Origin of the sequence: Moorena sp. SIO1F2, assembly GCF_010672755.1 — a bacterium.
Classification (GTDB): domain Bacteria; phylum Cyanobacteriota; class Cyanobacteriia; order Cyanobacteriales; family Coleofasciculaceae; genus Moorena.
This window is the reverse complement of the sequence record NZ_JAAHFV010000057.1, coordinates 1-25,892: the sequence shown is the minus strand read 5'-3', so window position 1 is coordinate 25,892 and position 25,892 is coordinate 1. Positions and strand designations below refer to the sequence as shown.

The window sequence follows — 25,892 nt, the reverse complement described above, 5'->3', positions numbered from 1 at the left end:
GCTCGGAGCAGGGAGCAGGGAGCAGGGAGCAGGGAGTAGGGAGCAGGGAGCAGGGAGCAGGGAGCAGGGAGCAGGGAGCAGGGAGCAGGGAGCAGGGAGCAGGGAGCAGGGAGCAGGGAGCAGGAACCCACCCCTAACCCCTCCCAAGAGGGGAATAGAGAATATAGAATAGGGATGCGCTGCATTAAGAGGTACGACCCGTGGCGAATTTAATTCTTAATGGGTCAAGCGCACCTAAAAGGGAATCAACGTCAAATAAGAATGTACCTCATGAGTCCTATAAACGCTATATCTCTAGCATTTTTATTTGATATGTAAACCTTTAATTAATATAAAAAGGGGATAGGTAACAGGATATTTTAAATAGCAAAATCAGCATTAATACTTTATAGTTACTACTTCATTTTTAACAATTAGTCTAAGCTGCCAATACTTGTTCAACTGTCAAAGCTAACTCGGGAAATGTTTCTGATTCAATTTTTTGATTTCCTGTAAATTCAGTCAAATCATAAAACCCATCAACTAAACGCAAAACCGAGACCTTAGACTTAATTGGATCAACAATCCAATATTCAGGCACTTCCCGCACTGCGTATTCAGAACGCTTGTAGCGGTAATCATCTTGGGGATTACCTGCACTGACAATTTCTACTGCTAGTAGTGGTGCTGATTCCAGCACCGCTGATGACATGGAACGGATAGCTTGCCGCTGACTTTCTGAGATAATGACTAAATCAGGAATTCTAGATTTATTCTCAGCTATGCGAACCCCAAGATTACCAGGCATAACAACCCAATCTAAACTAACCCTCTCAATTTCTCTATCAAATTGCTTGAATAAAAAAAGCATAATCAGGGCATGTAGTCCACTAGCAGGTGGCATAGCAATAAGCTCTCCATTAACAAGCTCATACTTGTAGTCAGTGTCATCATGGTAGGAAAGATACTCTTCAAATGTGTAAAACTTTTTTGCAGTTTGAATCATTTGAGTTGCCTCCTAGAGAACCGGTTTATTAGTGTAGTTAAGGTGGTTTTTGTAGACGGTTAACCGTCAACCGTCTACAAAAACCTATTTTAGGTTTATTTCTAGTGGCCTATTGTTATTGATCTACTGACTCTTGCTGCTCTTCGGTTTGTGGCTCTTCGATTTCCTGCTCTTCCATTTCTTGCTCTTGATCTGAAATGGGAACCAAAGCAACCGCTGCGATCGCATCTTCGTCATCTAACTTTTGCACTCTGACCCCAGTTGCCATCCGGGATTGGGGAGAAATAGCATCCACAGCTTGACGAATGATAATGCCTCGACTAGTGACTATCATCAATTCATCCCCTTCATTAACTACCTGTAGGGCTGCCAGTTGGTCTTTGGGTAAACGGAATTTGGTTGAGCGAACTCCCATACCAGCACGGTTTTGTAACCGGAATTGGGATACCGGTACCCGCTTGCCATAGCCTCCCATGGTGACAATTAATACCCAAGGACCCTGAGCCGCTGTTTCCACCATCTCAGAATCACTAAGGTCTTCTGTCTCTTCCTCTGAATCCTCAGTAGCAGCTAGACTAGCGATGATTTGACCGGACAAAATATCCATACCGATTAATTCATCATCACCCTTGAGTTTCATAGCCTTAACTCCTCTGGTCGCACGACCGAGGGGGCGGAGTTGATCATTGTCACACTTGAAGTGAATTGCCATGCCATGACGAGACCCAATTATGATGCTGTCTTCTTCCCTAGCACGAAGTACCCACCGCAACTGGTCTCCTTCCCCGAGGGAAATAGCAATTAATCCATTTGCCCGAATTTTGCTGAAAGCATCTAGAGCAGTTTTCTTGATGTAACCCTTATGGGTTAGCATGACTAGATATTCATCATCTGTAAATTCAGATACCGGTACAATAGAAGTAATTTTTTCTTCGTGGGGAATGGGTAACATCTGCACAATCGGTACCCCCCTGGCGGTGCGAGATGCAGCGGGGATTTGGTAGGCACGGAGAGAGTAGACTACACCGCGATCGCTAAAAAATAAAATGCTATCGTGGTCGCAGCAAGTGAAGAAATGCTCTACCTCATCATCATCTTTAATTCTGGCAGCAGCTTTCCCACGAGTTGCCCGAGCTTGAGCTCTAAACTCATCCACAGGCATGCGTTTGATATACCCTTGCTCAGTCAGCAGAATCACAGCTTTTTCATTAGCAATCAGGTCAGTATCATCCAGTTCCCCTTCAACCTGTTGAATTTGTGTGCGGCGTGGTGTGGCAAAGCTCTGTTTCAGTTGCTGGGCTTCAGTTTCAATAATCTCCAGGATGCGACTTCGGCGAGCTAGGATATCCCTTAAATCCGCAATCCTAACTTGTAATTCCTCATGCTCAGCTTGAATCTTTTGGGCTTCCAAAGCAGTAAGACGGCGCAGCTGCATTTGCAAAATAGCATCAGCTTGGGCTTCAGATAGACTAAATTCTGTAACTAATTGTCCTCGTGCTGTAGTCGTATCCGCCGCCCCCCGAATCACCGCAATCACAGCATCTAAGCTATCTAGGGCAATTAGTAACCCTTGCAGTAAATGATCCCGTTCCTCAGCTTTGCGCAATTGATATTGAGTCCGTCGGGTAATGGTTTCAATGCGGAAATCCAGGAAAACGTTTAAGAACTGCTTTATGGTCAGCAACTGGGGTTCATTGCCCACCAGGGCTAGCATATTTGCTCCAAAATTGGTTTGGAGGGGGGTTTGCTTGTAGAGATTATTCAGGACAACTTTGGGATAAGCATCGCGCTTTAGTTCGATTACGATGCGCATGCCATTGCGATCGCTTTCATCCCGAATATCGGAAATGCCATCAATACGCTTATCATTAACCAATTCAGCAATCTTTTCGATTAAACTTGCCTTATTAGTTTGGTAAGGTAGCTCAGTAATAATAATGGCTTCCTTGTCTGGACGACCTCGTTGCCCAATGGTTTCAATTTCTGCCACACCTCGCATGGTGATAGAACCCCTACCACTGGTGTAAGCATCTTTAATACCCGATGTTCCTAAAATCTGTGCCCCAGTGGGGAAATCTGGACCAGGGATATACCGCCTTAACTCCTTATCAGTGATTTCGGGATTATGGATCAGGCCGACTAAGCCATCCACCAACTCTCCCAGGTTATGAGGGGGGATATTGGTTGCCATACCCACAGCAATCCCCGATGAGCCGTTGAGCAGTAATTGGGGAATCCGTGCTGGTAAGACAGTCGGTTCTTGCTGGGAACCGTCAAAGTTATCAACAAAGTCTACAGTTTCTGACTCAATGTCCCGAAGTAGGGCATTGGTAGCGATCGCTTGCAAGCGGCACTCTGTGTAACGCATTGCCGCTGGGGGGTCGTTGTCTACTGAGCCAAAATTTCCATGACCATTAATCAGAGGCGATCGCATGGAGAAATCCTGAGCCATGCGCACCAAAGCGTCATAAACAGCAGTATCCCCATGGGGATGATACTTACCCAACACTTCCCCCACCACACGAGCGCATTTGCGGAACGGACGGTCTGGGCTTAAGCCCAGCTCATGCATCGCATAGAGAATCCGTCGGTGTACTGGCTTGAGCCCATCCCTGGCATCTGGTAATGCCCGACCTACAATAACGCTCATGGCGTATTCTAAATAAGACCGGGACATTTCGTTCCGCAAATTTGTCGGGACAATGCGTTCTTGGGATGTACTCATAGTTGGACAAACTCCCTTATTATCGAGGATTTTGCTAAATAAATCGGTTAAAATCTCTCAAAAGAGGCTTTTAACACCTTTTTTTTCCAAATTTGGCTGGTTATTTTTAAATTTTAACACAAAATCTCGACTATAGCCGGTAACAGAACCACGGGCAAGGCTTAGACAATGAGCAGATTCGCGCTTCTTGTGCAAAAATTATGGGAAAAAGACAGAAAATTTCCTAGGGTAGCTTAGAAAATTAACCTGTTCTTGTTCATGTTGACTGGCGGTTTATGCCACCAGATTGTTTTCCTCCCCTGACTAAACCTCAGAGGTTCCCAACGACTAAGGAGTTTTTGATGAAACTATCCTATGTTTTGATCGGCTTAGCTATTTTTGCCATCGTTTTGAGACCAGATTTAATCCCTATCAGCCTCGCTCTAGCTATAATCGGCTTTGGTGTCGTGTTTGGTCTGTTTAGGGATCACCTGATGAAGTAATCGGTAAGGTTAATCTATTCACAAGTACCTTGACCTAAAGCGTTTTTCCATCATTTTGGCTGAATCGTGCTATAATATGTTTCCTGTCATTTACTCCGATGAGTTTCTTGAACACGATAACGGTCGGTTTCACCCAGAACGACCAGAACGTTTAACTGCGATTGTTGATGCTATCAAAGCTGCACCTTGGGCTGACCAAATTAAGTGGCAGTTACCGACAGCGGTAGAAACTCGTCGAGTGATGCCTCTAGTACAACAAATTCATAGCCAGCGCTACATTGAGACAGTTGAAGAAATAGCTAGGAGTAATGGTGGCAGGTTAGATGCGGACACAGGGATATCCCCCCGCAGTTACGATGTTGCCCTACTCGCCGTTAGTGCTTGGCTAGATGCGGTAGATCAAGTCCTCACTACCAATAATTCAGCCTTTGTTCTAGCCCGTCCCCCTGGTCATCATGCTGAACGTCAGAGAGGGATGGGGTTTTGCTTATTTTCCAATGCTGCGATCGCAGCTTACTATGCCTTAGAGCAATCGGGAGTCGAACGAGTTGCCATCCTAGACTGGGATGTCCATCACGGCAATGGTACTCAAGATGTTGTGGAACGAGATGCTCGCATTGCCTACATCTCCCTTCATCAATCCCCTTGCTATCCTGGTACAGGCCAAGCCAGTGAACAGGGGTTTCACAATAATGTCCTTAATCTTCCCATGGCACCAGGCAGCACGTTAGCAGATTACCAGCCGATGTTTGAACAGAAAGTGATGCCCTTTTTAACCAAATTTCAGCCAGATTTATTGATTGTCAGTGCTGGTTATGATGCTAATGCCGCCGATCCCTTGGCAAATATTGCCTTGCAGCCAGATGATTATGGGCTATTTACCAAGTATTGTCTGCAACTAACTCGTCGGATTGTTTTTGGTTTAGAGGGCGGGTATGAACTCACTGCTCTAGCTCAGTCGGTGGTAGCAACAATTAAACCTTGTTTGGCCAAGGAGAGTTGATCTGGCTAAGTATAGATAGCTATAAGTATAGCTGGTTAATTATAGCATAGCTGGTTAACTATAGCGCTACAGTAGGCGGCTATACTCAAAACAATTAAATGTTTAAATCCGCCATACTGCCTTAATTGTTTTGGAAACAACAGTAGTTATATCAACTTAACTGCTCTAAGTCCAAAAAATAGAGTCAAAGCCACAACAGTGGCAGCAGCTAGAATTCCAAAGTAAGCGATTGCTGCAGATATCATATTATTCTCCCAAAAATTGACTAGTGTAATAATATTACATAATTTTACCTCATATTGAGTCTTATTCCTCAGAGCAATAGTCAACCGTCAATAGTCAACCGTCAGCTGTCAACGGTGAACAATCATGGACGACAAGAAATTTTTTCGTTTTGTGTGGCGCTTTAATGCTATTGTTATTATGGCTACTGGATTGCTAGCAATAGCGGTTTTGGCTTTTGCTGCTATCGAGATAGTCAAAAGCACTACGAGAGAGCGGCAGCGGATTAACATTGTTAATGTCGATGACGATAGCTCAAGGTCTCAAGAGTGGGAGCTGGGTAATCTCAGGGAAGTTGATGGCACAACCTATCTAATGGTGCCGCTTTACTCAGACCAATCTTATACCCAATCCTATTATAGCAAATCGACACGCTCAACTAGAAACTATTTGTTTTTGGATAGTGAAACAGGTAAAAGCAAATGGCTATTTGCTAAGAATGACTATTTAATTGCTAGCGATAGCTTCATTTCAGAAACTAATGATAGAGCTAATAACAGGGTTGAATCTAAACCAGTTATAGCCGTTTTATACAACCTTATTAAACAAGATACCAATGGTGATGGAAGATTAACAAACAATGATAGTATAACAATAGCATTTACACATCCCAATGGTAATGAATATCAGGAAGTAGTAAGTGGAGTAGATAGATTTTTGGGTTACAAGGTCAAACACGCAAATAGCCTATTAATTTTGTACCAGCGGGATGGTATTGCCTATTCAGCAAAGGTTTCTTTAGATAATTTCGCTCTCTCCAATGAAACAGAATTACCTAAAGTAGGTCAGCCCTGAATCTCACCCTCGATAAACTGAATCCTACTCCCTACTCCCTACTCCCTACTCCCGCGCAACCCAGGACGAAAGTACTTCTGGTAATTAAAAACTGCTATAGATAAGAGTTTCAACCCTTAACCGAACCGGCTAAAATCCCCCGCACAAAGTACCGCTGTAGAACAAAAAACACAATCAGTGGTACAATCATTGTGATAAATGCACCAGAGGTAAGAAGATGCCACTGCTGCCCACGATAACCTACTATATTTGTTAATCGGATCGTTAACGGGGCAACGTCTGGTGTAACTCCGAGATAGACTAAAGCAACTAGCAAGTCATTCCAGACCCAGAGAAATTGAAACACGGCAAATGATGCGATCGCAGGCATGGATAGAGGCACAATCAGCTGGGTAACTATGGTTAGATGAGACGCACCATCCACTGCTGCTGCTTCGATTAACTCCTGAGGCAAACTAGCAATATAATTACGCAATAAATAAATTCCTAAGGGCAAACCATAGCCTGTGTGGGCTAACCAAATACCTAATAATGTACCGGAAAGTCCTAGATATCCGTAGACTCGCAATACCGGAATCAGAGTCATCTGTAACGGGACTACCAGCAAGCCAACTACTACCATAAACAGGACTTGGCGACCAGGAAATTTCATCCAAGCAAACCCATAGGCAGCAAAAGTAGCGATCGCAATCGGAATAACTGTAGCGGGAATCGAGATAGCCAGACTATTGAAAAATGCCTGTCCCATCCCTTCGGAGGTAATCACATCAATATAGTTACCCAGGTGGTATTGGGTGAAATTGAAGGGGTGTTGGAAGACTGACCACCAACCGGTTTTGAGCACATCATCTCGGTAGCGTAGGGAACTAATGAACAAGCCAACAGTGGGTAGAGTCCAGATCAAGGAGATGGTAATCAGGGTCAGATGAATCGGGATTTTCCAGAAGAATTGCTGTAGGTGTTGGGATTTTGCTACAAAGAGCGGTTTTGGTGCCATAGCTGGGTTAAAGTCATGTCTGGAATTAGTCTATTTTTTGCCAAGATAAGCGCTTTGTGCAACCAATCCCACAACAGCAGTCGTTAAACAAGTGGGCAAAACAACTGGGCAAAACAACTGGGCAAAACAACTGGGCAAGATGCGTTCGCGAAGCGGCTCCAAAGGAGCATCGCATCACCCCAAGCCTTATAGAATTTCAACCATAGCTAGAACAGTTGCTTAACTCGGTGACGCCATCAGAATCAAATTTTAACTTTAATCTGAATACTATAACATTTCTAAATCAATTAGAAATAATAAATAATAATTACCGTTTTTGACCTTAACCAAAATCCTTCTATGTCTTGATGCAGTCGCGAATGGGGGAAATCCCCTTTGGCCTCACTGGCTCACCTGTTCCCTTGCTGCATCGCTACTTGATTAACTCTTGCCTCTTGCCTCTTCCCTCTTGCCTTTCCCAAGCGGGAGTATGTTCACAATTCAAATAATAATTATATATTACTATCAACGGCTGTTCTACTGCTCTCGAAACCGACGGATATTGCTAATCATAACCGGAATAATAACTAGTAATAAAATAACTGCGATCGCACTACCTCGTCCAAAGTTCCGATAATTGAACATTTCCTTAATCATACGAGACGCAATCACTTCCGTATTTTGATTACCACCGGTCATCACCCAGACAATATCAAAGACTTTCAGCACCGCTATTACTACAGTAGTCACAACCACAGCAATAGTCCCTCGTATCATCGGAATAGTAATTGTCCAGAAGATTTGCCACTCACTAGCTCCATCTATCCGTGCAGCTTCGATAATATCTTTGGGGATACCTTTGATGGCAGCAGAGAGCAAAATCAAGCAAAACCCTGTCTGCAACCAAATCATAATCACAATCAGAGCATAATTATTAATCGAGCGCTCCACTAACCAACCTACAGGCTCAAATCCTAAACTGGTAATAATGCCATTGAGTAAGCCAATTTGTTCTGAGCCAGCTGGACGAAAAGCATAGATAAATCGCCAAATCACGCTAGCCCCCACAAAGGAAATTGCCATTGGCATAAAGATTATAGACTTGGCTACGGGTTCATAGCGTACCCGATCCACCAGCACCGCAATAATTAAACCCAATGCTACACTAAACCCTGTTACCAATACCAACCAAAGGACATTGTTACGAAAAGCGATTAGCATAGTAGGGTTGGTAAAGGCAAAGATGTAATTGTCCAGTCCCACAAAATTTTGCGATCGCTTATCCAAGAAGCTGATATAGATAGTATTGAGGGTCGGCAGAATCAGGTAAGCGGTTAGTAATGCTAAAGCAGGGGCTAAGTATACCCAAGCCACAAAATGCGTTCGCGTAGCGTGACCGTTCGCGTAGCGTGGCCTTTTGGCCAAGGTCAATCGCGTTTTATTGGGTAGCTGATTTACCAAGCCATTCATGCCATATAATAAAGCTATCACCCCACCACAGCCTATGACAACGGCGAGAATGAAAGTAACTATTTTGAGCAATACCATCCTTCATTGCCTCATCACTTCATCACCTGATCACCTTATCACTTGATCACCTCATATAAATCTCTCACCGAATCCCGTTTATTGCCATGCTCTAAATTATAAAATTTATAATTTTTTTGCCACAGTTCCAGTTCATAGATAGATATTGATTTAGCGATAATGTCAGTGCTCCTTGCACGATCACCTACTTGTGGATCGGTTGTAAATACTCCACAATGAATTTGGTTAGTTGATATATTCCAATAATCCCTCAATTTGTATTTCCAATCAATGACTTGTTCCACTACCTTATTTCTATGCTTATTTCTTCTAGTTCTTTCGTGCTTTCCTGTCGCTGCAGTATCAATATATTTAGTTTCAATTAAAAATATTTTTTTGTTTTTACTAAGATAAACAAAATCTACTTTACCTAAATTTGTATAGTCTTGGATTAGGGCCTTTTCAAACAGGATGAGCTGACTACAGGTTGGAAATAATGAGTTGATCTTGAAAAATAGATATGCCTGTAATAGCAGTTCCTGATCATAGGGAAAACCAATAACCCCTATAAAAAAACGTCTCATATCTTCTTCACTTTGTGGCTGTTAACCTTGGCAATAGGAAACAAATTTATCAATCTGACTAGTATCCATAGCTTATTTCTTATTTAAACTTGAGTTTGGCCTAAAGGGGTAATCCTAAACTTACGGTGTTGCTCAATTATGGAAGATCCAAAGGTAATCGGTAATCGTTAATCGGTAACTGCTCCAACTATACTTGAGTACCCCCTATTCAGCAAAGCCAAATTTATAGTAGTCACTGACATCCTACTATATCCTGCCTGCTTACACCCCAAGGGATTGCCGTTACAGCGGAGCGAAGCGCGCTGATATTGTACTCAGAGATTTAATCGTAATTAATGCCTAAACGCCGCTATTGTCCCTTTCGCTAAATGGTGGCGAATAACTGACTTAATTTGATTTCAGTATCTTATATCATGTCAGGATAATTACCCTTAATAAAAATATCCCCCATCTGGCCACACTTCCCGCGCCCGGACCCCTTAATTATGGGTATTCAACCAGACTTGATATTATAGTTACCGATTTGGCAATTGTGCTAAAGTAACATTAGAAGGCGATTTTAAATAAATATTTTTTTTTACAATGACTAATCCCTAATTCCTCATACTTAATCTGGCCAACTGTCCTCAATAGTTTTCAGAACTGTATCCACATCTGTCCCACCAATATAATCAACAATGCCACTCCAGAATGTCCCGGTACCCACGGCTCCTGGCATCATATCCGAACCATCGAAGCGCACCATATCCGCATTGGCTAAGATTTCCGCTTGACGTTTAACAATGTCATTGGGGTAAGCATCCAAACTAACCTGTTTATGGGGTGAGACATAATCTCCCTGACTTGCCCAGATAGTATGGGCTTGGGCAGTTGATAAATACTCCATCAACTTCCGTGCTTCTGGAGTATCCTTAAACATAGCAGTCACAATACCAGACACTAACACTGGCACTCCCAATTCCTGTTTAATACCCGGTAACAGAAAGATACTCACATCCTTATCTAGCGCTACATCTTTAGGTAAGAAGCTAGTGATAAAGCTAGCTTGGCGATGCAGATAGCAACCTGGGGGGTTATCAAATAACGGTGCAGTTGCGTCACCAAAGGGAGTGCTAATAATACCAACAGTGCCACCAAACACATACTTAGGATTAAGGGCAATGTTGCCAAACTGCTCAAAAGCATTCTTAACCGCTGGGTGATTAAAGGGAATCTTGTGAGCAACCCACTGGTCATACACTTCCCCACCAACCGTGCGCAACATAATATCCTCAATCCAGTCAGTACCAACCCATCCTGTAGCCGCACCGCTTTCTATTCCGATGCACCAAGGGACACCGCCATCTGCCACAATCTGATCGGACAGTGCCATCATTTCATTCCAGGTGGTAGGGATTTTGTAACCAGCTGCCTTAAACGCAGCTCGATTGTACCAAACTAAGCTTTTGACCGCCGCCCTAATCCACACCCCGTATACTTTACTATCGACAGTTGCCAAATCTAGCCAGTTTTGAGAATAAGCAGCAGATAACTGAGATTTGTCCATGAAGGTATCTACAGGTACCAGTTGACCTTCCCTAGCAAAGTCAGCCATCAAACCCGGTTGAGGGAACATGGCAAGATCGGGAGCATTTCCAGATTCCACCAACACAGGTAGGAGGGTGGCGAAATCACTACTGGCTTCATACACCACCTTGATACCCGTTTCTTTAGTGAAGGGTTCTAGTATCTGTTCCATGATTTGCTCCCCTTCCCCTGTCATTACTCCCAGGATAGTAACCGTATTGCTTTTAGGGTCTCCACCCTTGGGGGCACAGGCGACTAAAACTAAAGATAAACCTAGAAATACAGTAGGAAATACCGTGTTAGGAGCCGGTTTAGTTCTAAATTTCGCAAAAAATTCTCCTATATGCTCGATAAAACCTATCTTGATCCATAATTTGGGTCTGAACATCTTTCAATTATGAGCCTTAGCAAATAATGACACTCATACTGTGAGTACAATTCCGTTCTAAGATAACCCCACTCAATGACTTGAGCAACAACTTAGGGAGGGGAAGCTTGAGAAATCAGAATACACAGATGAAAGACTCTATGTTTGAAAGGCAGGCTTGATCAACGTAAACCTTCAGCCTACTAGGTGGTGTGTTACGGGACCGACTGTCCCAACACTAGCTACCGATAAAATGAGGGCGAGCCCGCCCTTAACCAACCCTACGCACCCTACGCAACTAAGCCCATGCTATGGTTGCCAGCTATCAGCCATTCATGATGCTGGCAACAGAACGAACCGAACAAAAGGGCATCATGGCGACATCACCTACAAAAAAAGCTTAAGCTGAATGCTGAATGCTCAATGCTGTTCGCGCAGCGTGCGCGTAGCGCATATGCTTACCAATAAACGGTGACCTAGAAAAACTACTGATTTTAGCCTCTATCTATTTGTTAGAACTTTATACTAACTTCACATAACTAGGATTCGAGTTCGACGTAAACTGGACAATTTTGAGAGTTTATCCCTATCCCTAGGCTTTATTTATAGGGTTTATAAATGAGATGTAAACGTAGGATGTCTTTTTTTATTGGACACTAAAACTCTGGAGCTGTTGCCCTTATTGCGTTTTGCATTTTGTATTTTGTATTTTACTAAGGTAGTCTTTTCACAAATCAAATAAAAACGCTATCTGATATTAATGGTGCTTGCTTTAAATAAACATTCATAGTTAATACTGAAAAATACTACCTTAATTGATTTATATTTAATTTATTTAAATTTCTGATTTTTGTACTAATTTACGTTTTTTTGACTTTTGCATATAAGCCGTAAAAAATAAACCCCCCCAAAAAAAATATACACATATCAACCTTGAACGGAAACAGAGATATTTCATGATTAATTTAATATTAGGGATTTTAACTAGGTAAATTTTATGGTTTGTAACCCAATACCCTATGAAATTCAGTGCGTTTGACTAGTTATCGAATGGGGTTATAGCTACGATTCATGGCAACTGGCAATAAGCCATTAAACATCAACAATCAGGAAGTTCCCTGACGACCAAATCATTCCCGTAACTAGGCTTTGTCAAGCAGTAAGAATTAAATAAAAGCAATGTCTGACACATTTTCCTCAACTCATCCACTTCTGAGTGTTGCTCACTGGGACACTCAGACTATCAGCTACAGCTTCTATAACAATGCCAACGGTGGTTCTTATTACGGAGATGAAACGGGGGTTTCAGAGATATCAGAAGAAACCAAAGACAATATCAGAAGCATCTTCGAAACTCTGGAAAGATACCTTGATGTTGATTTCCATGAGGTACCAGATACGACAACAGACTATGGTCTATTGCGCTACATGGTATCTGATGGTCCGGGCTATTCCTATGCCTATTTGCCTGAGGGATTTAACTTCAATTTCGGCAATGGGTGGGATGTGGCCGGGGATGTGCATTTGAACCCAGCCTACGACACCACAGGTAAGAACGGAAACGGATTTGCTGACGACCCAGGGAATCATGGCTACATGACCCTGATTCACGAGACATTACATGCTCTGGGTTTCAAACATCCTAATAAATACGAGGACCATGATCACGGTCCATTTTTGCCCTTTAACGAGGACAATACCACCAACACAGTAATGTCGTATAACTTTGCTGGGAAATCAGCGATTACCCCAATGATTTACGACATTCAAGCATTACAGTTAATCTATGGAGCTAGGGAGTATAACCACGGGGATACTACTTACTCCTTTGACAGCGTTTATTACTACACAGATGGTAGTGAGGATTATGGTGCAACCAAACCGATTAAGCAAACCCTCTGGGATAGTGGTGGTGAAAATACTTTAGACTTTTCAAACCTGGCTTTTTTGAATACAGGTTACCACTTTGATATGAATGAGGGGGGTATTATAACCACCCAAAACTCTTACAATGGTAGCTCTTATAAAGCTAGGACCGATGACAGCGGAACAAAATACCTTACGTCTGAATCTGGAACTGCGATCGCATTCGATACAATTTTTCACAATCTGATCAACTCCAGCAGTAACGATTACATCATTGCCAATAGTGCAGCCAATATCTTTAGCGGTTATGAATTGGGAATTTCCACGGGTGATGATATTATTGAAGGTTGGAACTATCTAGATACTTTAGATCTTTCCGAATATGCTTCCTCTAGTGTAACCCAAACTCAAGAGGGTTATGACCTGATTCTTGATCTAGGCTGGGATAGTTCGATTACCCTCAAAGACTACTATGCAGTCTCTCAAAGCGATCGCCTTAACATTACCTTCGAGGAGGATAGTCAACCACCTGTATGGGAAGAGATTATTATTCCGGACACCATAACAAATATTAGCGACGTTCAGTATGTGGCAGAGGAGCCTCAACCTACCAACACTGCTCCGACGGATATCACCCTTGATGGCAGGAGTGTCAAAGAATTCAGTAAAAATGGCACTACCATTGCTAAGCTGACTACTAAGGATGTTGATTCCGGAGATAGCCATACTTATAAATTATTAGATGATGCTCAAGGTCGCTTTAAAATTGATGGCAATCGACTAAAAGTCAAAAATGGCCACCTCATAGACTTTGATGACAACTCTAGTCACTCGATCAAAATCCGCACCACCGACTCCGGAGGTAAAAGCTACGATAAAACTTTCACCATTGAGGTTCTTAACCAGAATTTTGCTCCGACGGATATCACCCTTGATGGCAGGAGTGTCAAAGAATTCAGTAAAAATGGCACTACCATTGCTAAGCTGACTACTAAGGATGTTGATTCCGGAGATAGCCATACTTATAAATTATTAGATGATGCTCAAGGTCGCTTTAAAATTGTTGACGATCAACTAAAAGTCAAAAATGGCCACCTCTTAGACTTTGATATCAACTCTAGTCACTCGATCAAAATCCGCACCACCGACCAGGGGGGTGAAAGCTACGAGAAAACTTTCACCATTGAAGTCCTTAACCAGAATTGGAAAAGCAAATCGATTAGGGGAGACCGTTACGATAATCGGCTTGAAGGCGGTCATGGTGATGATAGGTTTTGGGGTAATGGCAATAATGACACACTAATTGGTGGCTCGGGTCATGACACTCTTTCAGGAGGTTCTGAGGATGACACTCTTGTTGGAGGTTCCGGTAACGACTTTCTCAGAGGAACTTGGGGCAATGACAATCTCTATGGTGGGTATAATGATGACACTCTCGGAGGTGGTCAGGGAGATGACTACCTTTTTGGGGGTGTTGGCAATGATAGGATCATGGGAGATGTGGGTAACGATACCCTAGAAGGTAGTTCAGGTCAGGACACTCTAAGCGGAGGTTCGGGTGATGACCTCATCGAGGCTGGGACAGAGGATGATACTCTCAGAGGAGGTGAGGGAAATGACACCCTCAAAGGTGGCTCTGGCAATGACTACCTTAGAGGAGACCAGGGAAATGACAGCCTTGAGGGTGGCTCTGGTAACGACTATTTGATTGGAGCTTCGGGTAATGACAGTCTTGATGGCGGGAGTGACCATGATACCTTAAAAGGTAGCTCTGGGAATAACTATTTGATCGGAGGTTCGGGTGATGACCTCCTCGACGGTGGCCGGAACCATGATAGTCTTGAGGGTGGCTCTGGCAACGACTATTTGATCGGAGGTTTGGGTGATGACCTCCTCGACGGTGGGCAGCACCATGACTTCCTTAAGGGTGGCTCTGGTAACGACTCTTTGATTGGAGGTTCCGGTAATGACACCCTCAATGGAGTTGGAAATGGTTCCCGAGGTAATGGTGAAATTGATGTTCTTGTTGGTGGAGCTTGGTCAGATACTTTTATCCTAGGAGATGATCATCGCGCTTTCTACCAGGGTAAGGGCGACAATGATTATGCAGAGATTTATGACTTAGAATCTAAAGACATCATTCAGCTCTATGGTGTAGCGGATCAATATGATTTGGTTGACGCTGATAATGGGTTACCCGGTAGCACAGCTTTATATTTTAAGAATGATTTGATTGCAGTATTACACGATGTATCTGTGAGTGATGTCAGCAGTAGACTTGAATTTCTTTCCTAATCTGACCAGTTGTAAGATTGGCAAGATGACCGAAGTTAGGGAAGATGGGGAAGAATCTACCCAGAGTCGGACTGATTTTTCTGCATGTTTTAATTTAATAGGATTGCTATACTTTTATCTGCTTTTGTTTACCAGTTACCAATTACCGACTAACTATATTTCTCATCCATTAACCAAACATTAACAAAAACGGGATAATGCCACCCTTGAGTTTATAAACTCAAGGGTGGCATTACATTTATTATTTATTTATTCTGTATAGTCTTCAGGTTCGAGTCTTGGTATTGCCTTCGTTAAAAAGAATTATCATGGATGGAATTATCATGGATTCCGTCATTAGAGGTTTCACGAGTAGCCTTATTGACCTCTTTATGGTTAGAGTTATTTCTTCCTTGCCAATGCTGATTAACTTGTGATGAGCGTTCATCAGTCTCAAGAAGTTCTAGAGCTTTTCTGTGAGATGATGGTAGGGAATCCATTGACCTAGAAGATTGTGGTGAGGTACCCCTCCAAGTTTTCCAGGCAGCTTTGACACCCTTAACCACATTACGAGTATTCTCTTTGACTTTTTGGGCTTGGTTTTTAGCACTGCTGATACTGTGGTCAACCTGTTGAACCACGTGACCAGCACTTTTGACTCCTTGATTAAGATCATCGGTCAAGTCGCTGATTTCTAACCCTGTCAGCCTAATGGCTTCTAGGGTCGGTGGTAATTCCCGATTTAGGGTATCAGCTAATTTTTCCACACTATGAGCTGCCCGCGCTAACTCTTGTACAGCAGGCAATAATGTTACCAAAACAGCGGTTAAACTAACTGCTACGAGCAGAAAGGACAGCCCGAGCCAAAATAGAGGATCAATCACAAAAAATCCTAGGATGTTGGGAAGCCCCGTCTATGGGGGAGAGGGGTGATGACCGTTGATTTATTATACAGGTTAATCTATGCTATGATTCGGTAACTAGCAATGGAAAATCGGAGTTTACAACTTTTTTGTTCAAGCCGATACTTTTTAGCTACCAGAATCTACCAAAAGCAAATTCTGGCTCGCCAATGCAAGCTGATTGCTCAGCCAGGGTGTATCTACCAAAGCCCGCAGAAAAATTCCACGAGCACCATTGATGTCTCTATCCATCATCTGGCCATCGATTTTTGATTTGATGATTTTACTGCCACCAATATTGATTAATTCACCAGTCCAGCTGACGGTCTTGCTGGTATAAGCTTCGCAGACATCAACAACAACTTTCCCATTTTCGCTTGCTTTATGCTTAAGGAACTCTTTAAACCGATAATGAGCAAAAGAGAGCATATTACGAACCGTTTTAGATCTAAGTTTCCGATTCGGCTTTTTGGACATCTGAGACGTCTCAAATGTTGGAAGCAATATTACGTCAAAGTTGTCAACTAGGAATCTGGCAGCCTTGTGATGTAACTCGTTGATAAAGTTTTGGATTTTGATTATTATCCGCCTGGCAGCTTTTCTCATTCGATATTTTCCCTTGCCTTTAGCCTTACTGATTTTTGAGATCAGATTATCTAGATGTTGACAAAGTCTTTGAATCCTAGAAAAGTCGCCATGGCCAATTTTTCCAACGGAAGTCTCGCTAAAAAATGTCAAAAAAGTCCTAACACCAGGATCCAAAGCAACTACTCTACCTTGGCTTTCGGTCTTAAGGTGAGCTGTTTTGTAAGGGACTACTAGGTAATAATCCCCATTGGTGCTAGTTAATCGACAATCACAGATGTTCTCGGGGAGTGTTTCAGTAAAAGTTAATTCACCTAACTTTGTGTGGTAAATTCCTTGAGCCGAAACAGCCGACTTAGGGATGTAGCAAGATTGAACGGGATTCTTGCGAGACCTAAATCTAACCCGATTAAACTGCCCAGTCAAATTGTATTTTTTCTTGGCCTCCCTAACGGCGGTGCAAGCATCCTTAATCGCTATTGATTTGATTTGATAAGGTACTGCCTTGCACCAGTCGGGAAGGTCATTTAATATATCAGTCTTAATGGCAAACCAGTTAGCTTTTACTTCGCCATTTTCAAGTATTTTGACGGTTTTATTGAAAACATAACGGGAAACCCCAAACCACTGACGAATCATTGAGCGCTGTTCAGGGTTTAGGAACACTCGAATCTTCTTGGATTTTTTGGCCGTATTTTCGGAGTCCGTGGACACGGCTTGAGAAGACGTGAATAATGGAGATAATATCTGCGGTAAGTTCCGATTCCGGACAACTTTCAGGCTGGTCGAGAACCAAGATTTTTCCACCGTTGAGACTGACCAAGTATTCAAAGAGTTCAAACCCAAATCGGGTAAGTCGGTCTCTACAGGCAACAACAATCGTGAGCTGATCACAGCGCATAATTCGTTCCAATATGGCTCTAAGACCTTTTCGCTTGTAGTTGAGTCAACAGCCGATATCTTTGATGATTTCCGCTTCCGGGAAGAGGGAGTGCATGTATGCGATTTGCCTGGCGATATCGTCAAATTGTTTGCTACTACTGACTCGGCAATAGCAGATAGTAACTGCTTGTCTTGCTTGTCGTCGTCCAAGGCTAAGCCAGCTTTCGGTGTCAAACAATCTGGTTCCACCTGGCGTTTTTTCACATTTGATCGTCCCATGGTCTGCGTACTTCCTTAAAGTGTTCCTCGAGAGTCCCGTAAGTTCGACCGCCTTAGGTCGGCTACAAGTGCCATGGCTCTAATCTACCAATTAGTTGTAGATTTTGTAATATTAGTTGACACTTTTGCTAACTGTCACACAACCCTCGCCTTCAGTAATTAAGCTTAAGTCAACTTAACTGACTAGCCAGCGTGAAGTCTTGATAAAACACCCTTGAGAAAACACCATTAAGCTCGCCCAAACTTTAATCAATTGTATGCTATCAGTTTTCGTGACATTTGACAACGTATTTGACAAGGTTTAGTGATATTATTGGCTAATACTTGCAGCATTATGATAAATTTTTCCATTTCCGATCTTCGCGAGTCGGCTAGCCCACACAAAAACAGGGCGTTGTCCTTGTAGGGAGATAATTTATGGATAAGGGGAAGAGGGGGAAGAAGCGGAAGAAGGGGAAGTAAGAAAAAACCCATGACATCTGGCCAATCGGCAACACCAAAACAAGAAGTAGACCTTCTTACCCCCCGTCCGGGATGCCTAAAGCTAATGTTGATTAGCGGACGAGTTGGACTCTGCGGCAACTTCCGACTCGGACTTTATTGGCTCTACGCTTTCAGCCACAGAAGCTTTTTCAGCCACAGAAGCTTCAAGACCTGCTGCGATCGCTACCTTTAGTCGAGCTAGGGTATCATCCCAGTTACGCAGTGTGGAATCGGAAAGGCGATCTGCCTGTAGTTGCACACTGCTAGAAAGATCTTCGGCTAATTCGGGTAAGGCATCCGCCGATTTTTTCAAGAGCTTGCGTGTATCGCGACCAGTACGGGGGGCAATTAGTAACCCTACCACTGTTCCTACGGCACTACCCAATAGCATGCCACCGATAAATGCTCCAGCACTTTTTTTTGACATCTTTTGATTTGTTTTCCTACAACAGTTTTAGATAAATGGGATGGATAAAACTTTAATAGTAAATGGTTTTGGTTTATTATCCTACAAGTAGCTTGATAATTGATCAGTAGTTAGTAGGCTAAGAGTGTAGGGTTTCTCACGACAGGTACGGTGAGACTGATCTAAGTTGCCCCTTGGGCTTGGTGAGGGCTATGCTGGGAATACTACAACCCGATACTAGTCATAACCCGATACTAGTGCGATCGCTCTCGAGGCACTAAGCTGTTCTTGCTAGTAGGTTTATAACTAAAGCGCCACCTAAATCCTCCAAATTTTTGAAGCATACCCAACAGTAGAAAAATTTGCTTGAGTGTGTGTAGCTGAAGCTGTAATTTTTGATACTGCTCTCTCAAACCATGAATACCTACTTGCCCAAGAACAATTGCCTTGGGAGCACTATATAAATTGTTATAGATACGGCGTTCAAGCCTTTCCAAGCGATTAGCGATAGATGAAAGCCACTGTCCCAATCGCCACACTTGGCAAGCAATGTATAGACACAAGAGGGAGAGCAGAATGTTAATAACGATTACAAGTATCATAATCAAGATACCAGTGATACAATTGACTTTAAAATGATGATAGTATGGCTAAGGTTGGGCAACTAGGAGAGAAGTTAGTCGCTAGGTGGTTACAAAGCCAAGGCTGGGTCATCCTAAACCATAGCTGGCGCTGTCGATGGGGAGAGATTGACCTAATTGCCAAAGGAAACCTGGTGGGATTGGCTTTTGTCGAGGTTAAAACTCGCAGTCGAGGGAATTGGGATGCTGATGGTATCCTAGCAATTACACCACAAAAGCAAGCTAAACTCCGGCGTACAGCTGAGTTATTTCTGTCAGAACATCCAGATTTAGCTAATTTACCGTGCCGATTTGATGTTGCTCTTGTCCGTTGCCAGTGCCTGAAGCAACCTTTACAGTCTACAACCACAGATCAAGAGATCGAATTTCCGATCGTTGAGCTAGCTCAACCGGTATTGGTGGCAGGGTATAAGCTGATTCTACAACACTACATGCAGTCAGCTTTTGATTAGCTACTCGGCTTGGGTGTTGGGTTTGGCTGCTAGCTCATCCTTTCTTAATCGTCAAGATTGCCTTTTGGCTTGCTTTTGCCTGATTTTTTCGGGACTTGCTTCAAGGCAATAGTGAGCGCCCTTTATCTCAACAAACCTTGAGAGGCTTCCCAGGTGGGAGTGTCACAAACATACGATTTTTTCAGGCAGACAGATTCTCCAGTATTACCTAATCTTAAATAAGAAACAGATACCCATTGTCATAGCTTGGTATAAACTGAATCATATCCATCACTCCTCAAGAGTAGAAAAATGGAAAGCCTCACCATTGCTATGGTCGAGTGGATCATAAAACTGTTCCGCGTTTACCTGGTCGCTGGTTTGATTTTTGCGGTTCCTTTCGTCATCTTTGGGGTGCAACGGGTTGATCCCAATGTCCATGGATGGGCGATCGGCTTTCGCATTATGATCATTCCCGGTGTGACTGCCTTCTGGCCGATGTTTGCCACTCGCCTGTTGAGAGGAAAAACTCTTCCGACTGAACGCAATGCTCACCGTATATCGGCCAAACGACTGACCTGAAAGGGAAATGCTATGATTCTCGCTCGCCGTAAAACTCACTTTTATTCCTTTGTGGTACTAGCAGTTGTCCTACCAGTGTGCTTCTTGGCAGGGATTTTACTGCGTCCTAGTTACGAACCAGTGGATGTAGCTACCAATAAATTATTTACACAGGCAGGGTTCGTGACACAAACCCAACCCAGAAAAGAAATTGGCTCAACTAAACTTGAGGATGGAACATTTCGGTTTCATGTTGAAACCTTTGTCAATTACCAAGGCAAACTGGTCATGGAATTGAAGTCTGATTCTTTGCTCCAAGTTCCTGACCCCTTGCTGTATTGGGAAGCTACTAAGGAAGCCCCCACAGAAATTAGCGATCGCTCTATACTGCTAGGCAATCTGGCAGGGTTATCTCGTAAACAATTTTTGCTTCCTGGCAGTGTGCGAGGTAAAGCGGGACATTTGCTGATCTACAGCCAGGGGCAACAGAAGCTTATTGCAGCTCTACCATTGCGAGCAAAACTGACTACAGTTTATCGTTATTAGTGCTTAGTAAATAAACGAAATTTTACTGATAGTTAATAATGAATAATTACCAATGAATAATGATCAATATAGCGGTTTTTAGCCTAATGAGGTACACAAAACTTTTTACCTCTTTCCTCTTCCGACTTTACTGCTCCCTGCTCCCTGCTCCCTGCTCCCTAAAAGCCAAAAAATTGTACCTTACTAGCTTAAAAACCGCTATAGCAATAGCAATTAACATTTAGTACAACAATGAGTGTTGCCTATAAAGCTGTTCTGTGGAACCGCCAAAAGTTTATTTACGATGCTATCCTTCTGAGCCTAGTTATCCTTTATATTGTACTTTTTATCAATGTTACCCAGTGGTTCGATAGCAACATCGACATCAGGGGAGTCAGGATTCGCGCCTTTGGCTCAGCTGCTTTCATCCTGTTGCACGTCATCTTATCCATTGGTCCGCTAACTCGCCTGAGCCCAAAATTCTATCCCCTGCTCTACAATCGGCGTCATATGGGGGTTACGATGTTCTTCTTGGCTCTCCAGCACACCCGCCTTGGCCTGCAATGGTACCACGACTTCGGCAATCTCGAACCTCTGGTTAGTCTGTTTCTGAGCAATACTAACTATCTTACCTTTATTCGCTTTCCCTTCCAGGTTTTGGGATTTGTTCCCCTGGTGATCTTGTTCCTAATGGCAGCCACTAGCCACGATTTCTGGCTGGCTAACCTAACGGCTCCGGTTTGGAAAGGTTTACATATGAGCGTTTATCTTGCCTACGGACTACTGACAGGTCATGTCCTGCTAGGAGCACTGCAAACTAACAAGCATCCAGTTCTGACCCTTGCTGTTGGTGTTGGACTAGTGTGGATTGTGGGAGTGCATTTGGCAGCAGGGATTCGGGAGTTCGGGCGGGACAATCAGGATCTTGTTACAGGAAACGAAGAATTTGTGGATGCGGGCAGCATCGCAGAAATCCCGGAAAATCGAGCTAAGATAGTCACTCTCGGAGGCGAGCGGGTGGCAATTTTTAAGTATGACGGTAAGATTTCTGCGGTTTCCAACGTCTGTCAGCATCAGAATGGCCCTCTAGGGGAGGGAAAAATTGTGGATGGCTGCATCACCTGTCCATGGCACGGCTACCAGTATCTACCAGAAAATGGTGCTTCCCCCCCACCCTTTACAGAAAAAATCCCTACGTTTGATATTAAGTTAGAAGGCGATCGCATTTTGGTGAAAACTATACCGAACCTTCCTGGTACCAGCGTTAGTCCTGCTGTAATTGCTATGGAGGAACAGAGGTGACTACCAACAGCGAAGGTCAAAACACCGATGAATTTTATATCGGTTATGGTAAGGTGCCGACCGGCATCAAACGGTTTTTGTTAATATTGATTCCGGTCTTAGCCCTGGTGATTCTGATTCTAGGGGCTGTCTTCCCCTTAATTCATTACCAGTTTAATTCTGGAAAGGTCAATAAGGCTCAAGAGTTTGAAGGGTTGCTGTTAGGACAACCTGTTCCTCACTTGCTGGTACCCCGTCCAGGGGATACCTCCTCCCAAGCCCCCTACTCTCGCTACTTGCTCACGGGTCCGGGAAAAACCTCACCCAAGTCCAGCGTCTTGGATCAAGTGGGAAAGTGGGTCAAGCTAACCGGTAGTCCAGTTTATCGCAACAACCTTACGGTGATAGCAGCTCGCTCTGCAGAGGCAATTGACCCTCCGTCCGGAGCAGTGAAACCGGATGCGGGTAAATCTTTGGGTGAGTTCTCCCTCTTAGGAGAGATTTTAGACAGTAAATGCTACCCAGGGGTGATGAAACCAGGACAAACTAAAACCCATCGCTCCTGTGCCATTCGCTGCATCAGTGGTGGTGTTCCTCCGGTGTTCTTAGTACACAATCAGCAGGGGGATAATCTTTATCTGCTCCTAGTAGATCGGCAAAACCAGGCGATTAACTCCCGGATTTTGGATAAGGTAGCTGACCCTATCCGCATCACTGGGGAAGTAGTTCAATATGGGGATATGTTTGTTCTCAAGGCTGACCCGGAAAGTTATGAGCTGGTGACTCAGTAAACCTGGGGATGATGGGCAATCGATGGGTAACGGAATTACTCACACTCCTCCGATTCCCCACGCTTGTAGAGAATTTGACAAATGATCTGATATATGTATTAACAGAAAAGGATAGATTTAGGTATTCCTATCCCCCCCTTTTAGGTGTTACCTAGTCATTGATTTACCCATTGCTCTGATTACTGGACTAATGCTTCTCTAGGAAAGGATACACCACTCTTCCTCAATAACGGAAATGATTGCCAATAGTATCAATAACCTTAATCCCAAATTGCTGCTAGTTGTCTCCCGGGCCCTGGCAGCATTGCGACCCTCGGTGATTGCTTTCCTAATTGCCAACGCTAGTATGCTCAGTGGCGGGAAGGAAACACCAATATCGTTTTGTAACGTTCTGTTTGTTGGCAATCTCTGTGCCTCTTTGGCAGTGGTGGCTTTTTTTGGAGCGATTCCTATTCTAAATGAACTCAGAAAGTTGAATGTAAAGCTGCTTCTGGGACTGTTTATTAATGGTTGTTTAGCAGCCTTACTGTCTGCACTGATTTTCCTGGGACTACAACACACTACTGTCACCAATGCGGTCTTATTGGGGCGATTTGGTCCGGTACTCTATGCTCTGGCAGGAGCAATTTTCTTTGGCAAGCGTATTCTGAAATGGGAATGGATTGGCTTTTCTCTGATTGGCGTCGGTGTTGTTGCTATTGTTTTCACAAGCAGTAATTATCAAATCAATCAGGGAGACCTTTTAATCCTGGGATCAACGTTTTTGTATGCAGTTACTTCGATTATCGGCAAGTTGACCCTTTCTAAACACAACAGTTTGTCGGTAATTGTCTTCAGCCGTAACTTTATATCAGCTGTAATATTTTTCGCGATCGCTAGTTATTTATTTGGCCCGTCTCATTTTGGAGATGTCTTTTCAGGTCAGCTTTGGATGGTGATGAGTATCTATGCGCTAATTATCATCGTGATTACCCAATTTCTATGGTACGCTGCCCTGGAAAAGTTAGACTCGAAGACGGTAGGTAAGTGGACTGTATTCTCCCCCGTATTTGGGATAGTTTATGCGCTAATTCTCAATGGAGAACGCCCTTCACTGATGCAAGTAATAGCATTTATTGTGATCATGATTGGAGTGTCGATAACTAACTTTAGTAAACAACAGCCCCAACCGATAAAGGAAATTGCAGCTAGAGGAGAAAGTTCTGCATCTTCTATGTAAGTAGATAGCAGTTCTAAATTCACTGAGGTAGTTACTAGGAGTGGGTAGGGAGTAGGGAGTAGGGAGTAGGGAGTAGGGAGTAGGGAGTAGGGAGTAGGGAGTGGGACAAAAATCGGTGTACCTCATCAGTATGATAATTGCCATCAAAGGAGTAGAAAAGACTTAGCAATCGGTATAGTTTAATCAGCTTGTAATTTAATGAAAGTAAGAAGTAATATAAGAAGTAATGTAAGATGAAATTACTTTCCATTTGCAATCCTTCTCGATACTCTAGTCCGTTACTGGACATACCCATCTTTTACCAACGGCTAGCGGTAGACGAACGATTTGAATTCTTCCACATCCCTACTGAGGGCGTCTTCACCCAAGGAGCAAATACTAAATTGATTCAGGTAGCTCCGGTGAAGGGAATACTACCTTACACTACCTTTCTTGAATTAGATTCACAAGTCCGGGATTGGCGATCGCTAGAGGAGTTTGACTTGGTATTTTGTCGCACCTTAAAGCCTTTTCCTGAAGGATATCTAGATAGACTACGATTGTGGGAGCCTTTTGTAAAATTTGTCAATAGTCCTACGGGAATTCATGAGCAAATTCAGCAAGAATTCCTGCTCAAGGTAGCTAGTAAATTTACACCAGACATGGTAGTAACCGATAGCTGGATGGAAGCATTGACTTTTTTTGAAAAGCACCAAGTTATTGTGGCTAAGCGATATAATAGTTGTGGTGGTAGAGGAGTTTTTAAAATTTGGTATCATAATGGTCATTTTTTAGTGGACAATCCGTTTTCACGGACCAGGGAGTTTACTAACTTTTCCGAGGTGATGAATTATCTAAAAGGTTCCACAGGCAAACCACTACAATTTGTGCAATACTTGCAGCGAGTTGATGCGGGAGATAAGCGGATTGTTGTGGTAGATGGAGAAATTTACGGTGCCTATATCCGCCGCTCGAAAAGTGGTCATTGGGTGCATAATGTCAGCGTAGATGGAGAATGTTTTTTATCAGATATCAGCTCTGAAGAAAAAGAAGCAATTGACGCCACCTTTGAACACTATCGCTGTCGGGGTATACATACCTTGGGATATGACTTTTTGATGAATGATGAGGGGAACTGGTGCATTAGCGAAATCAATGGAGGAAATATTGGTGGCTTTGCTAGATTAGAACTGTTAACTAACCAATCGATAATGGAGCGATTGTTCACCTGGATGATTGAGTTTTCTCGAAAGCCGAGAAAAAAGCTATAGTTGTGTTTGGTTGAAGATTAGGAGTGTTTAGTTCTCTAAATTATAATTGAGAGCGAGGAAATAATTAGGGCAAAAAAAATAAGTGCAGAAAAATGTCAAATAAAAAAGAGAATTTCTGTGCAGATTTACCAGAGCCTCCCAACATTCTGGTAAGGCAATATAAAAATACTGATTTTCAAGCAATTGCATCTATTTATAACGAGTCTATCGCTGCAGGCAACAGA

26 protein-coding genes are annotated in these 25,892 nt (G+C 43.2%); 13 read left to right on the top strand and 13 right to left on the bottom strand.

All coding sequences use genetic code 11. The features are described from left to right. The 3 genes from F6J94_RS10200 to gyrA form a co-directional block, all read right to left on the bottom strand. Positions 1-185, bottom strand: a 185-nt coding sequence (locus tag F6J94_RS10200; protein ID WP_293039594.1) for a hypothetical protein, incomplete at its 3' end; no start/stop codon positions are given. A 233-nt stretch (positions 186-418) separates the two neighbouring features. Then, the gene (locus F6J94_RS10195) at positions 419-985 is read right to left on the bottom strand and encodes a Uma2 family endonuclease (RefSeq protein WP_293039593.1); all 567 of its coding nucleotides are present in this window, start codon (positions 983-985) and stop codon (positions 419-421) included. Positions 986-1,100: 115 nt separating this feature from the next. After that, positions 1,101-3,710 carry a DNA gyrase subunit A gene (gyrA, locus tag F6J94_RS10190; RefSeq protein WP_293039592.1) on the bottom strand — a complete coding sequence of 870 codons (2,610 nt, stop codon included), beginning with the start codon at positions 3,708-3,710 and terminating at the stop codon, positions 1,101-1,103. A 341-nt stretch (positions 3,711-4,051) separates the two neighbouring features. Here gyrA and F6J94_RS10185 point away from each other — a divergent pair, with 341 nt between their 5' ends. Together F6J94_RS10185 and F6J94_RS10180 are read left to right on the top strand one after the other, a co-directional pair. Then, positions 4,052-4,192 carry a hypothetical protein gene (locus F6J94_RS10185; protein ID WP_293039591.1) on the top strand — a complete coding sequence of 47 codons (141 nt, stop codon included), beginning with the start codon at positions 4,052-4,054 and terminating at the stop codon, positions 4,190-4,192. A 76-nt stretch (positions 4,193-4,268) separates the two neighbouring features. Continuing rightward, a complete protein-coding gene (locus F6J94_RS10180) occupies positions 4,269-5,195 on the top strand; it encodes a histone deacetylase (protein ID WP_293039590.1) in 927 nt (308 codons plus the stop codon). A gap of 146 nt (positions 5,196-5,341) precedes the next feature. Here F6J94_RS10180 and F6J94_RS10175 read toward each other — a convergent pair whose 3' ends face one another. Further along, entirely contained in the window at positions 5,342-5,440 is a 99-nt protein-coding gene (locus tag F6J94_RS10175) for a cytochrome b6-f complex subunit PetL (protein ID WP_293024328.1), read from the bottom strand. A gap of 124 nt (positions 5,441-5,564) precedes the next feature. Here F6J94_RS10175 and F6J94_RS10170 point away from each other — a divergent pair, with 124 nt between their 5' ends. Next, a complete protein-coding gene (locus tag F6J94_RS10170) occupies positions 5,565-6,272 on the top strand; it encodes a hypothetical protein (RefSeq protein WP_293039589.1) in 708 nt (235 codons plus the stop codon). 109 nt (positions 6,273-6,381) lie between these two features. Here the strand turns inward: F6J94_RS10170 and F6J94_RS10165 are convergent, their stop codons facing one another. After that, positions 6,382-7,269, bottom strand: a complete 888-nt coding sequence (locus F6J94_RS10165) for a carbohydrate ABC transporter permease (protein WP_293039588.1) — start codon at positions 7,267-7,269, stop codon at positions 6,382-6,384. A 56-nt stretch (positions 7,270-7,325) separates the two neighbouring features. Between F6J94_RS10165 and F6J94_RS10160 the strand changes: the two genes are divergently transcribed. Then, the gene (locus F6J94_RS10160) at positions 7,326-7,475 is read left to right on the top strand and encodes a hypothetical protein (protein WP_293024322.1); all 150 of its coding nucleotides are present in this window, start codon (positions 7,326-7,328) and stop codon (positions 7,473-7,475) included. Between the two features lie 310 nt (positions 7,476-7,785). On the opposite strand, the gene F6J94_RS10155 is transcribed toward F6J94_RS10160, so the two are convergent. The 3 genes from F6J94_RS10155 to F6J94_RS10145 form a co-directional block, all read right to left on the bottom strand. Continuing rightward, entirely contained in the window at positions 7,786-8,796 is a 1,011-nt protein-coding gene (locus F6J94_RS10155) for a carbohydrate ABC transporter permease (RefSeq protein ID WP_293039587.1), read from the bottom strand. Between the two features lie 38 nt (positions 8,797-8,834). Continuing rightward, entirely contained in the window at positions 8,835-9,359 is a 525-nt protein-coding gene (locus tag F6J94_RS10150) for a hypothetical protein (protein WP_293039586.1), read from the bottom strand. Positions 9,360-9,966: 607 nt separating this feature from the next. Further along, on the bottom strand, positions 9,967-11,313 hold the full coding sequence (locus F6J94_RS10145; RefSeq protein WP_293024316.1) for an ABC transporter substrate-binding protein: 1,347 nt from the start codon (positions 11,311-11,313) through the stop codon (positions 9,967-9,969). 1,158 nt (positions 11,314-12,471) lie between these two features. Between F6J94_RS10145 and F6J94_RS10140 the strand changes: the two genes are divergently transcribed. After that, complete coding sequence (locus F6J94_RS10140; protein WP_293039585.1) at positions 12,472-15,453, top strand: hypothetical protein; 2,982 nt, start codon at positions 12,472-12,474, stop codon at positions 15,451-15,453. A 293-nt stretch (positions 15,454-15,746) separates the two neighbouring features. On the opposite strand, the gene F6J94_RS10135 is transcribed toward F6J94_RS10140, so the two are convergent. From F6J94_RS10135 to F6J94_RS10120, 4 genes are all read right to left on the bottom strand, one after another. Beyond that, entirely contained in the window at positions 15,747-16,316 is a 570-nt protein-coding gene (locus F6J94_RS10135) for a DUF948 domain-containing protein (RefSeq protein WP_293021066.1), read from the bottom strand. Between the two features lie 147 nt (positions 16,317-16,463). Continuing rightward, positions 16,464-18,080 (bottom strand): RNA-guided endonuclease InsQ/TnpB family protein, encoded by a 1,617-nt coding sequence (locus F6J94_RS10130; protein WP_367142186.1) that lies wholly within the window; start codon positions 18,078-18,080, stop codon positions 16,464-16,466. Between the two features lie 544 nt (positions 18,081-18,624). Next, entirely contained in the window at positions 18,625-18,990 is a 366-nt protein-coding gene (locus F6J94_RS10125) for a YtxH domain-containing protein (RefSeq protein ID WP_075902592.1), read from the bottom strand. Between the two features lie 233 nt (positions 18,991-19,223). After that, positions 19,224-19,571 carry a hypothetical protein gene (locus F6J94_RS10120; RefSeq protein ID WP_293021065.1) on the bottom strand — a complete coding sequence of 116 codons (348 nt, stop codon included), beginning with the start codon at positions 19,569-19,571 and terminating at the stop codon, positions 19,224-19,226. 44 nt (positions 19,572-19,615) lie between these two features. Between F6J94_RS10120 and F6J94_RS10115 the strand changes: the two genes are divergently transcribed. The 7 genes from F6J94_RS10115 to F6J94_RS10085 all read left to right on the top strand — a co-directional run bounded on the left by F6J94_RS10115 (position 19,616) and on the right by F6J94_RS10085 (position 24,418). Further along, positions 19,616-20,062, top strand: coding sequence for a YraN family protein (locus F6J94_RS10115; protein WP_293021064.1), 447 nt, complete (start codon positions 19,616-19,618; stop codon positions 20,060-20,062). 291 nt (positions 20,063-20,353) lie between these two features. Next, complete coding sequence (locus F6J94_RS10110; protein WP_293021063.1) at positions 20,354-20,623, top strand: hypothetical protein; 270 nt, start codon at positions 20,354-20,356, stop codon at positions 20,621-20,623. A gap of 12 nt (positions 20,624-20,635) precedes the next feature. Beyond that, positions 20,636-21,148 (top strand): hypothetical protein, encoded by a 513-nt coding sequence (locus F6J94_RS10105; RefSeq protein WP_293021061.1) that lies wholly within the window; start codon positions 20,636-20,638, stop codon positions 21,146-21,148. Between the two features lie 86 nt (positions 21,149-21,234). Further along, positions 21,235-21,372, top strand: coding sequence for a hypothetical protein (locus F6J94_RS10100; protein WP_293039584.1), 138 nt, complete (start codon positions 21,235-21,237; stop codon positions 21,370-21,372). A 7-nt stretch (positions 21,373-21,379) separates the two neighbouring features. Further along, the gene (locus F6J94_RS10095) at positions 21,380-22,429 is read left to right on the top strand and encodes a Rieske 2Fe-2S domain-containing protein (protein WP_293039582.1); all 1,050 of its coding nucleotides are present in this window, start codon (positions 21,380-21,382) and stop codon (positions 22,427-22,429) included. Beyond that, the gene (locus tag F6J94_RS10090) at positions 22,426-23,199 is read left to right on the top strand and encodes a hypothetical protein (RefSeq protein ID WP_293039580.1); all 774 of its coding nucleotides are present in this window, start codon (positions 22,426-22,428) and stop codon (positions 23,197-23,199) included. The genes F6J94_RS10095 and F6J94_RS10090 overlap by 4 nt, the downstream gene beginning before the upstream one ends. Positions 23,200-23,434: 235 nt before the next feature. Further along, complete coding sequence (locus F6J94_RS10085; protein WP_293039578.1) at positions 23,435-24,418, top strand: DMT family transporter; 984 nt, start codon at positions 23,435-23,437, stop codon at positions 24,416-24,418. 34 nt (positions 24,419-24,452) lie between these two features. Here F6J94_RS10085 and F6J94_RS10080 read toward each other — a convergent pair whose 3' ends face one another. Then, the gene (locus F6J94_RS10080) at positions 24,453-24,668 is read right to left on the bottom strand and encodes a hypothetical protein (protein ID WP_293021053.1); all 216 of its coding nucleotides are present in this window, start codon (positions 24,666-24,668) and stop codon (positions 24,453-24,455) included. Between F6J94_RS10080 and F6J94_RS10075 the strand changes: the two genes are divergently transcribed. Then, on the top strand, positions 24,652-25,668 hold the full coding sequence (locus F6J94_RS10075; RefSeq protein ID WP_293039576.1) for a hypothetical protein: 1,017 nt from the start codon (positions 24,652-24,654) through the stop codon (positions 25,666-25,668). The two genes, F6J94_RS10080 and F6J94_RS10075, sit on opposite strands and share 17 nt — an antisense overlap. Positions 25,669-25,892: the final 224 nt, after the last annotated feature.

Bases quoted from the DNA above. Each gene is read 5' to 3' on its own strand.
- F6J94_RS10130 (WP_367142186.1), bottom strand. From the start codon at position 18,080: ATGGGACGATCAAATGTGAAAAAACGCCAGGTGGAACCAGATTGTTTG.
- F6J94_RS10105 (WP_293021061.1), top strand. From the start codon at position 20,636: ATGATTCTCGCTCGCCGTAAAACTCACTTTTATTCCTTTGTGGTACTA.
- gyrA (WP_293039592.1), bottom strand. From the start codon at position 3,710: ATGAGTACATCCCAAGAACGCATTGTCCCGACAAATTTGCGGAACGAA.
- F6J94_RS10150 (WP_293039586.1), bottom strand. From the start codon at position 9,359: ATGAGACGTTTTTTTATAGGGGTTATTGGTTTTCCCTATGATCAGGAA.
- F6J94_RS10120 (WP_293021065.1), bottom strand. From the start codon at position 19,571: ATGATACTTGTAATCGTTATTAACATTCTGCTCTCCCTCTTGTGTCTA.
- F6J94_RS10185 (WP_293039591.1), top strand. From the start codon at position 4,052: ATGAAACTATCCTATGTTTTGATCGGCTTAGCTATTTTTGCCATCGTT.
- F6J94_RS10110 (WP_293021063.1), top strand. From the start codon at position 20,354: ATGGAAAGCCTCACCATTGCTATGGTCGAGTGGATCATAAAACTGTTC.
- F6J94_RS10100 (WP_293039584.1), top strand. From the start codon at position 21,235: ATGAGGTACACAAAACTTTTTACCTCTTTCCTCTTCCGACTTTACTGC.
- F6J94_RS10145 (WP_293024316.1), bottom strand. From the start codon at position 11,313: ATGTTCAGACCCAAATTATGGATCAAGATAGGTTTTATCGAGCATATA.
- F6J94_RS10175 (WP_293024328.1), bottom strand. From the start codon at position 5,440: ATGATATCTGCAGCAATCGCTTACTTTGGAATTCTAGCTGCTGCCACT.
- F6J94_RS10165 (WP_293039588.1), bottom strand. From the start codon at position 7,269: ATGGCACCAAAACCGCTCTTTGTAGCAAAATCCCAACACCTACAGCAA.
- F6J94_RS10125 (WP_075902592.1), bottom strand. From the start codon at position 18,990: ATGTCAAAAAAAAGTGCTGGAGCATTTATCGGTGGCATGCTATTGGGT.
- F6J94_RS10095 (WP_293039582.1), top strand. From the start codon at position 21,380: ATGAGTGTTGCCTATAAAGCTGTTCTGTGGAACCGCCAAAAGTTTATT.
- F6J94_RS10075 (WP_293039576.1), top strand. From the start codon at position 24,652: ATGAAATTACTTTCCATTTGCAATCCTTCTCGATACTCTAGTCCGTTA.
- F6J94_RS10180 (WP_293039590.1), top strand. From the start codon at position 4,269: ATGTTTCCTGTCATTTACTCCGATGAGTTTCTTGAACACGATAACGGT.
- F6J94_RS10155 (WP_293039587.1), bottom strand. From the start codon at position 8,796: ATGGTATTGCTCAAAATAGTTACTTTCATTCTCGCCGTTGTCATAGGC.
- F6J94_RS10170 (WP_293039589.1), top strand. From the start codon at position 5,565: ATGGACGACAAGAAATTTTTTCGTTTTGTGTGGCGCTTTAATGCTATT.
- F6J94_RS10140 (WP_293039585.1), top strand. From the start codon at position 12,472: ATGTCTGACACATTTTCCTCAACTCATCCACTTCTGAGTGTTGCTCAC.
- F6J94_RS10115 (WP_293021064.1), top strand. From the start codon at position 19,616: ATGGCTAAGGTTGGGCAACTAGGAGAGAAGTTAGTCGCTAGGTGGTTA.
- F6J94_RS10195 (WP_293039593.1), bottom strand. From the start codon at position 985: ATGATTCAAACTGCAAAAAAGTTTTACACATTTGAAGAGTATCTTTCC.
- F6J94_RS10085 (WP_293039578.1), top strand. From the start codon at position 23,435: ATGATTGCCAATAGTATCAATAACCTTAATCCCAAATTGCTGCTAGTT.
- F6J94_RS10080 (WP_293021053.1), bottom strand. From the start codon at position 24,668: ATGGAAAGTAATTTCATCTTACATTACTTCTTATATTACTTCTTACTT.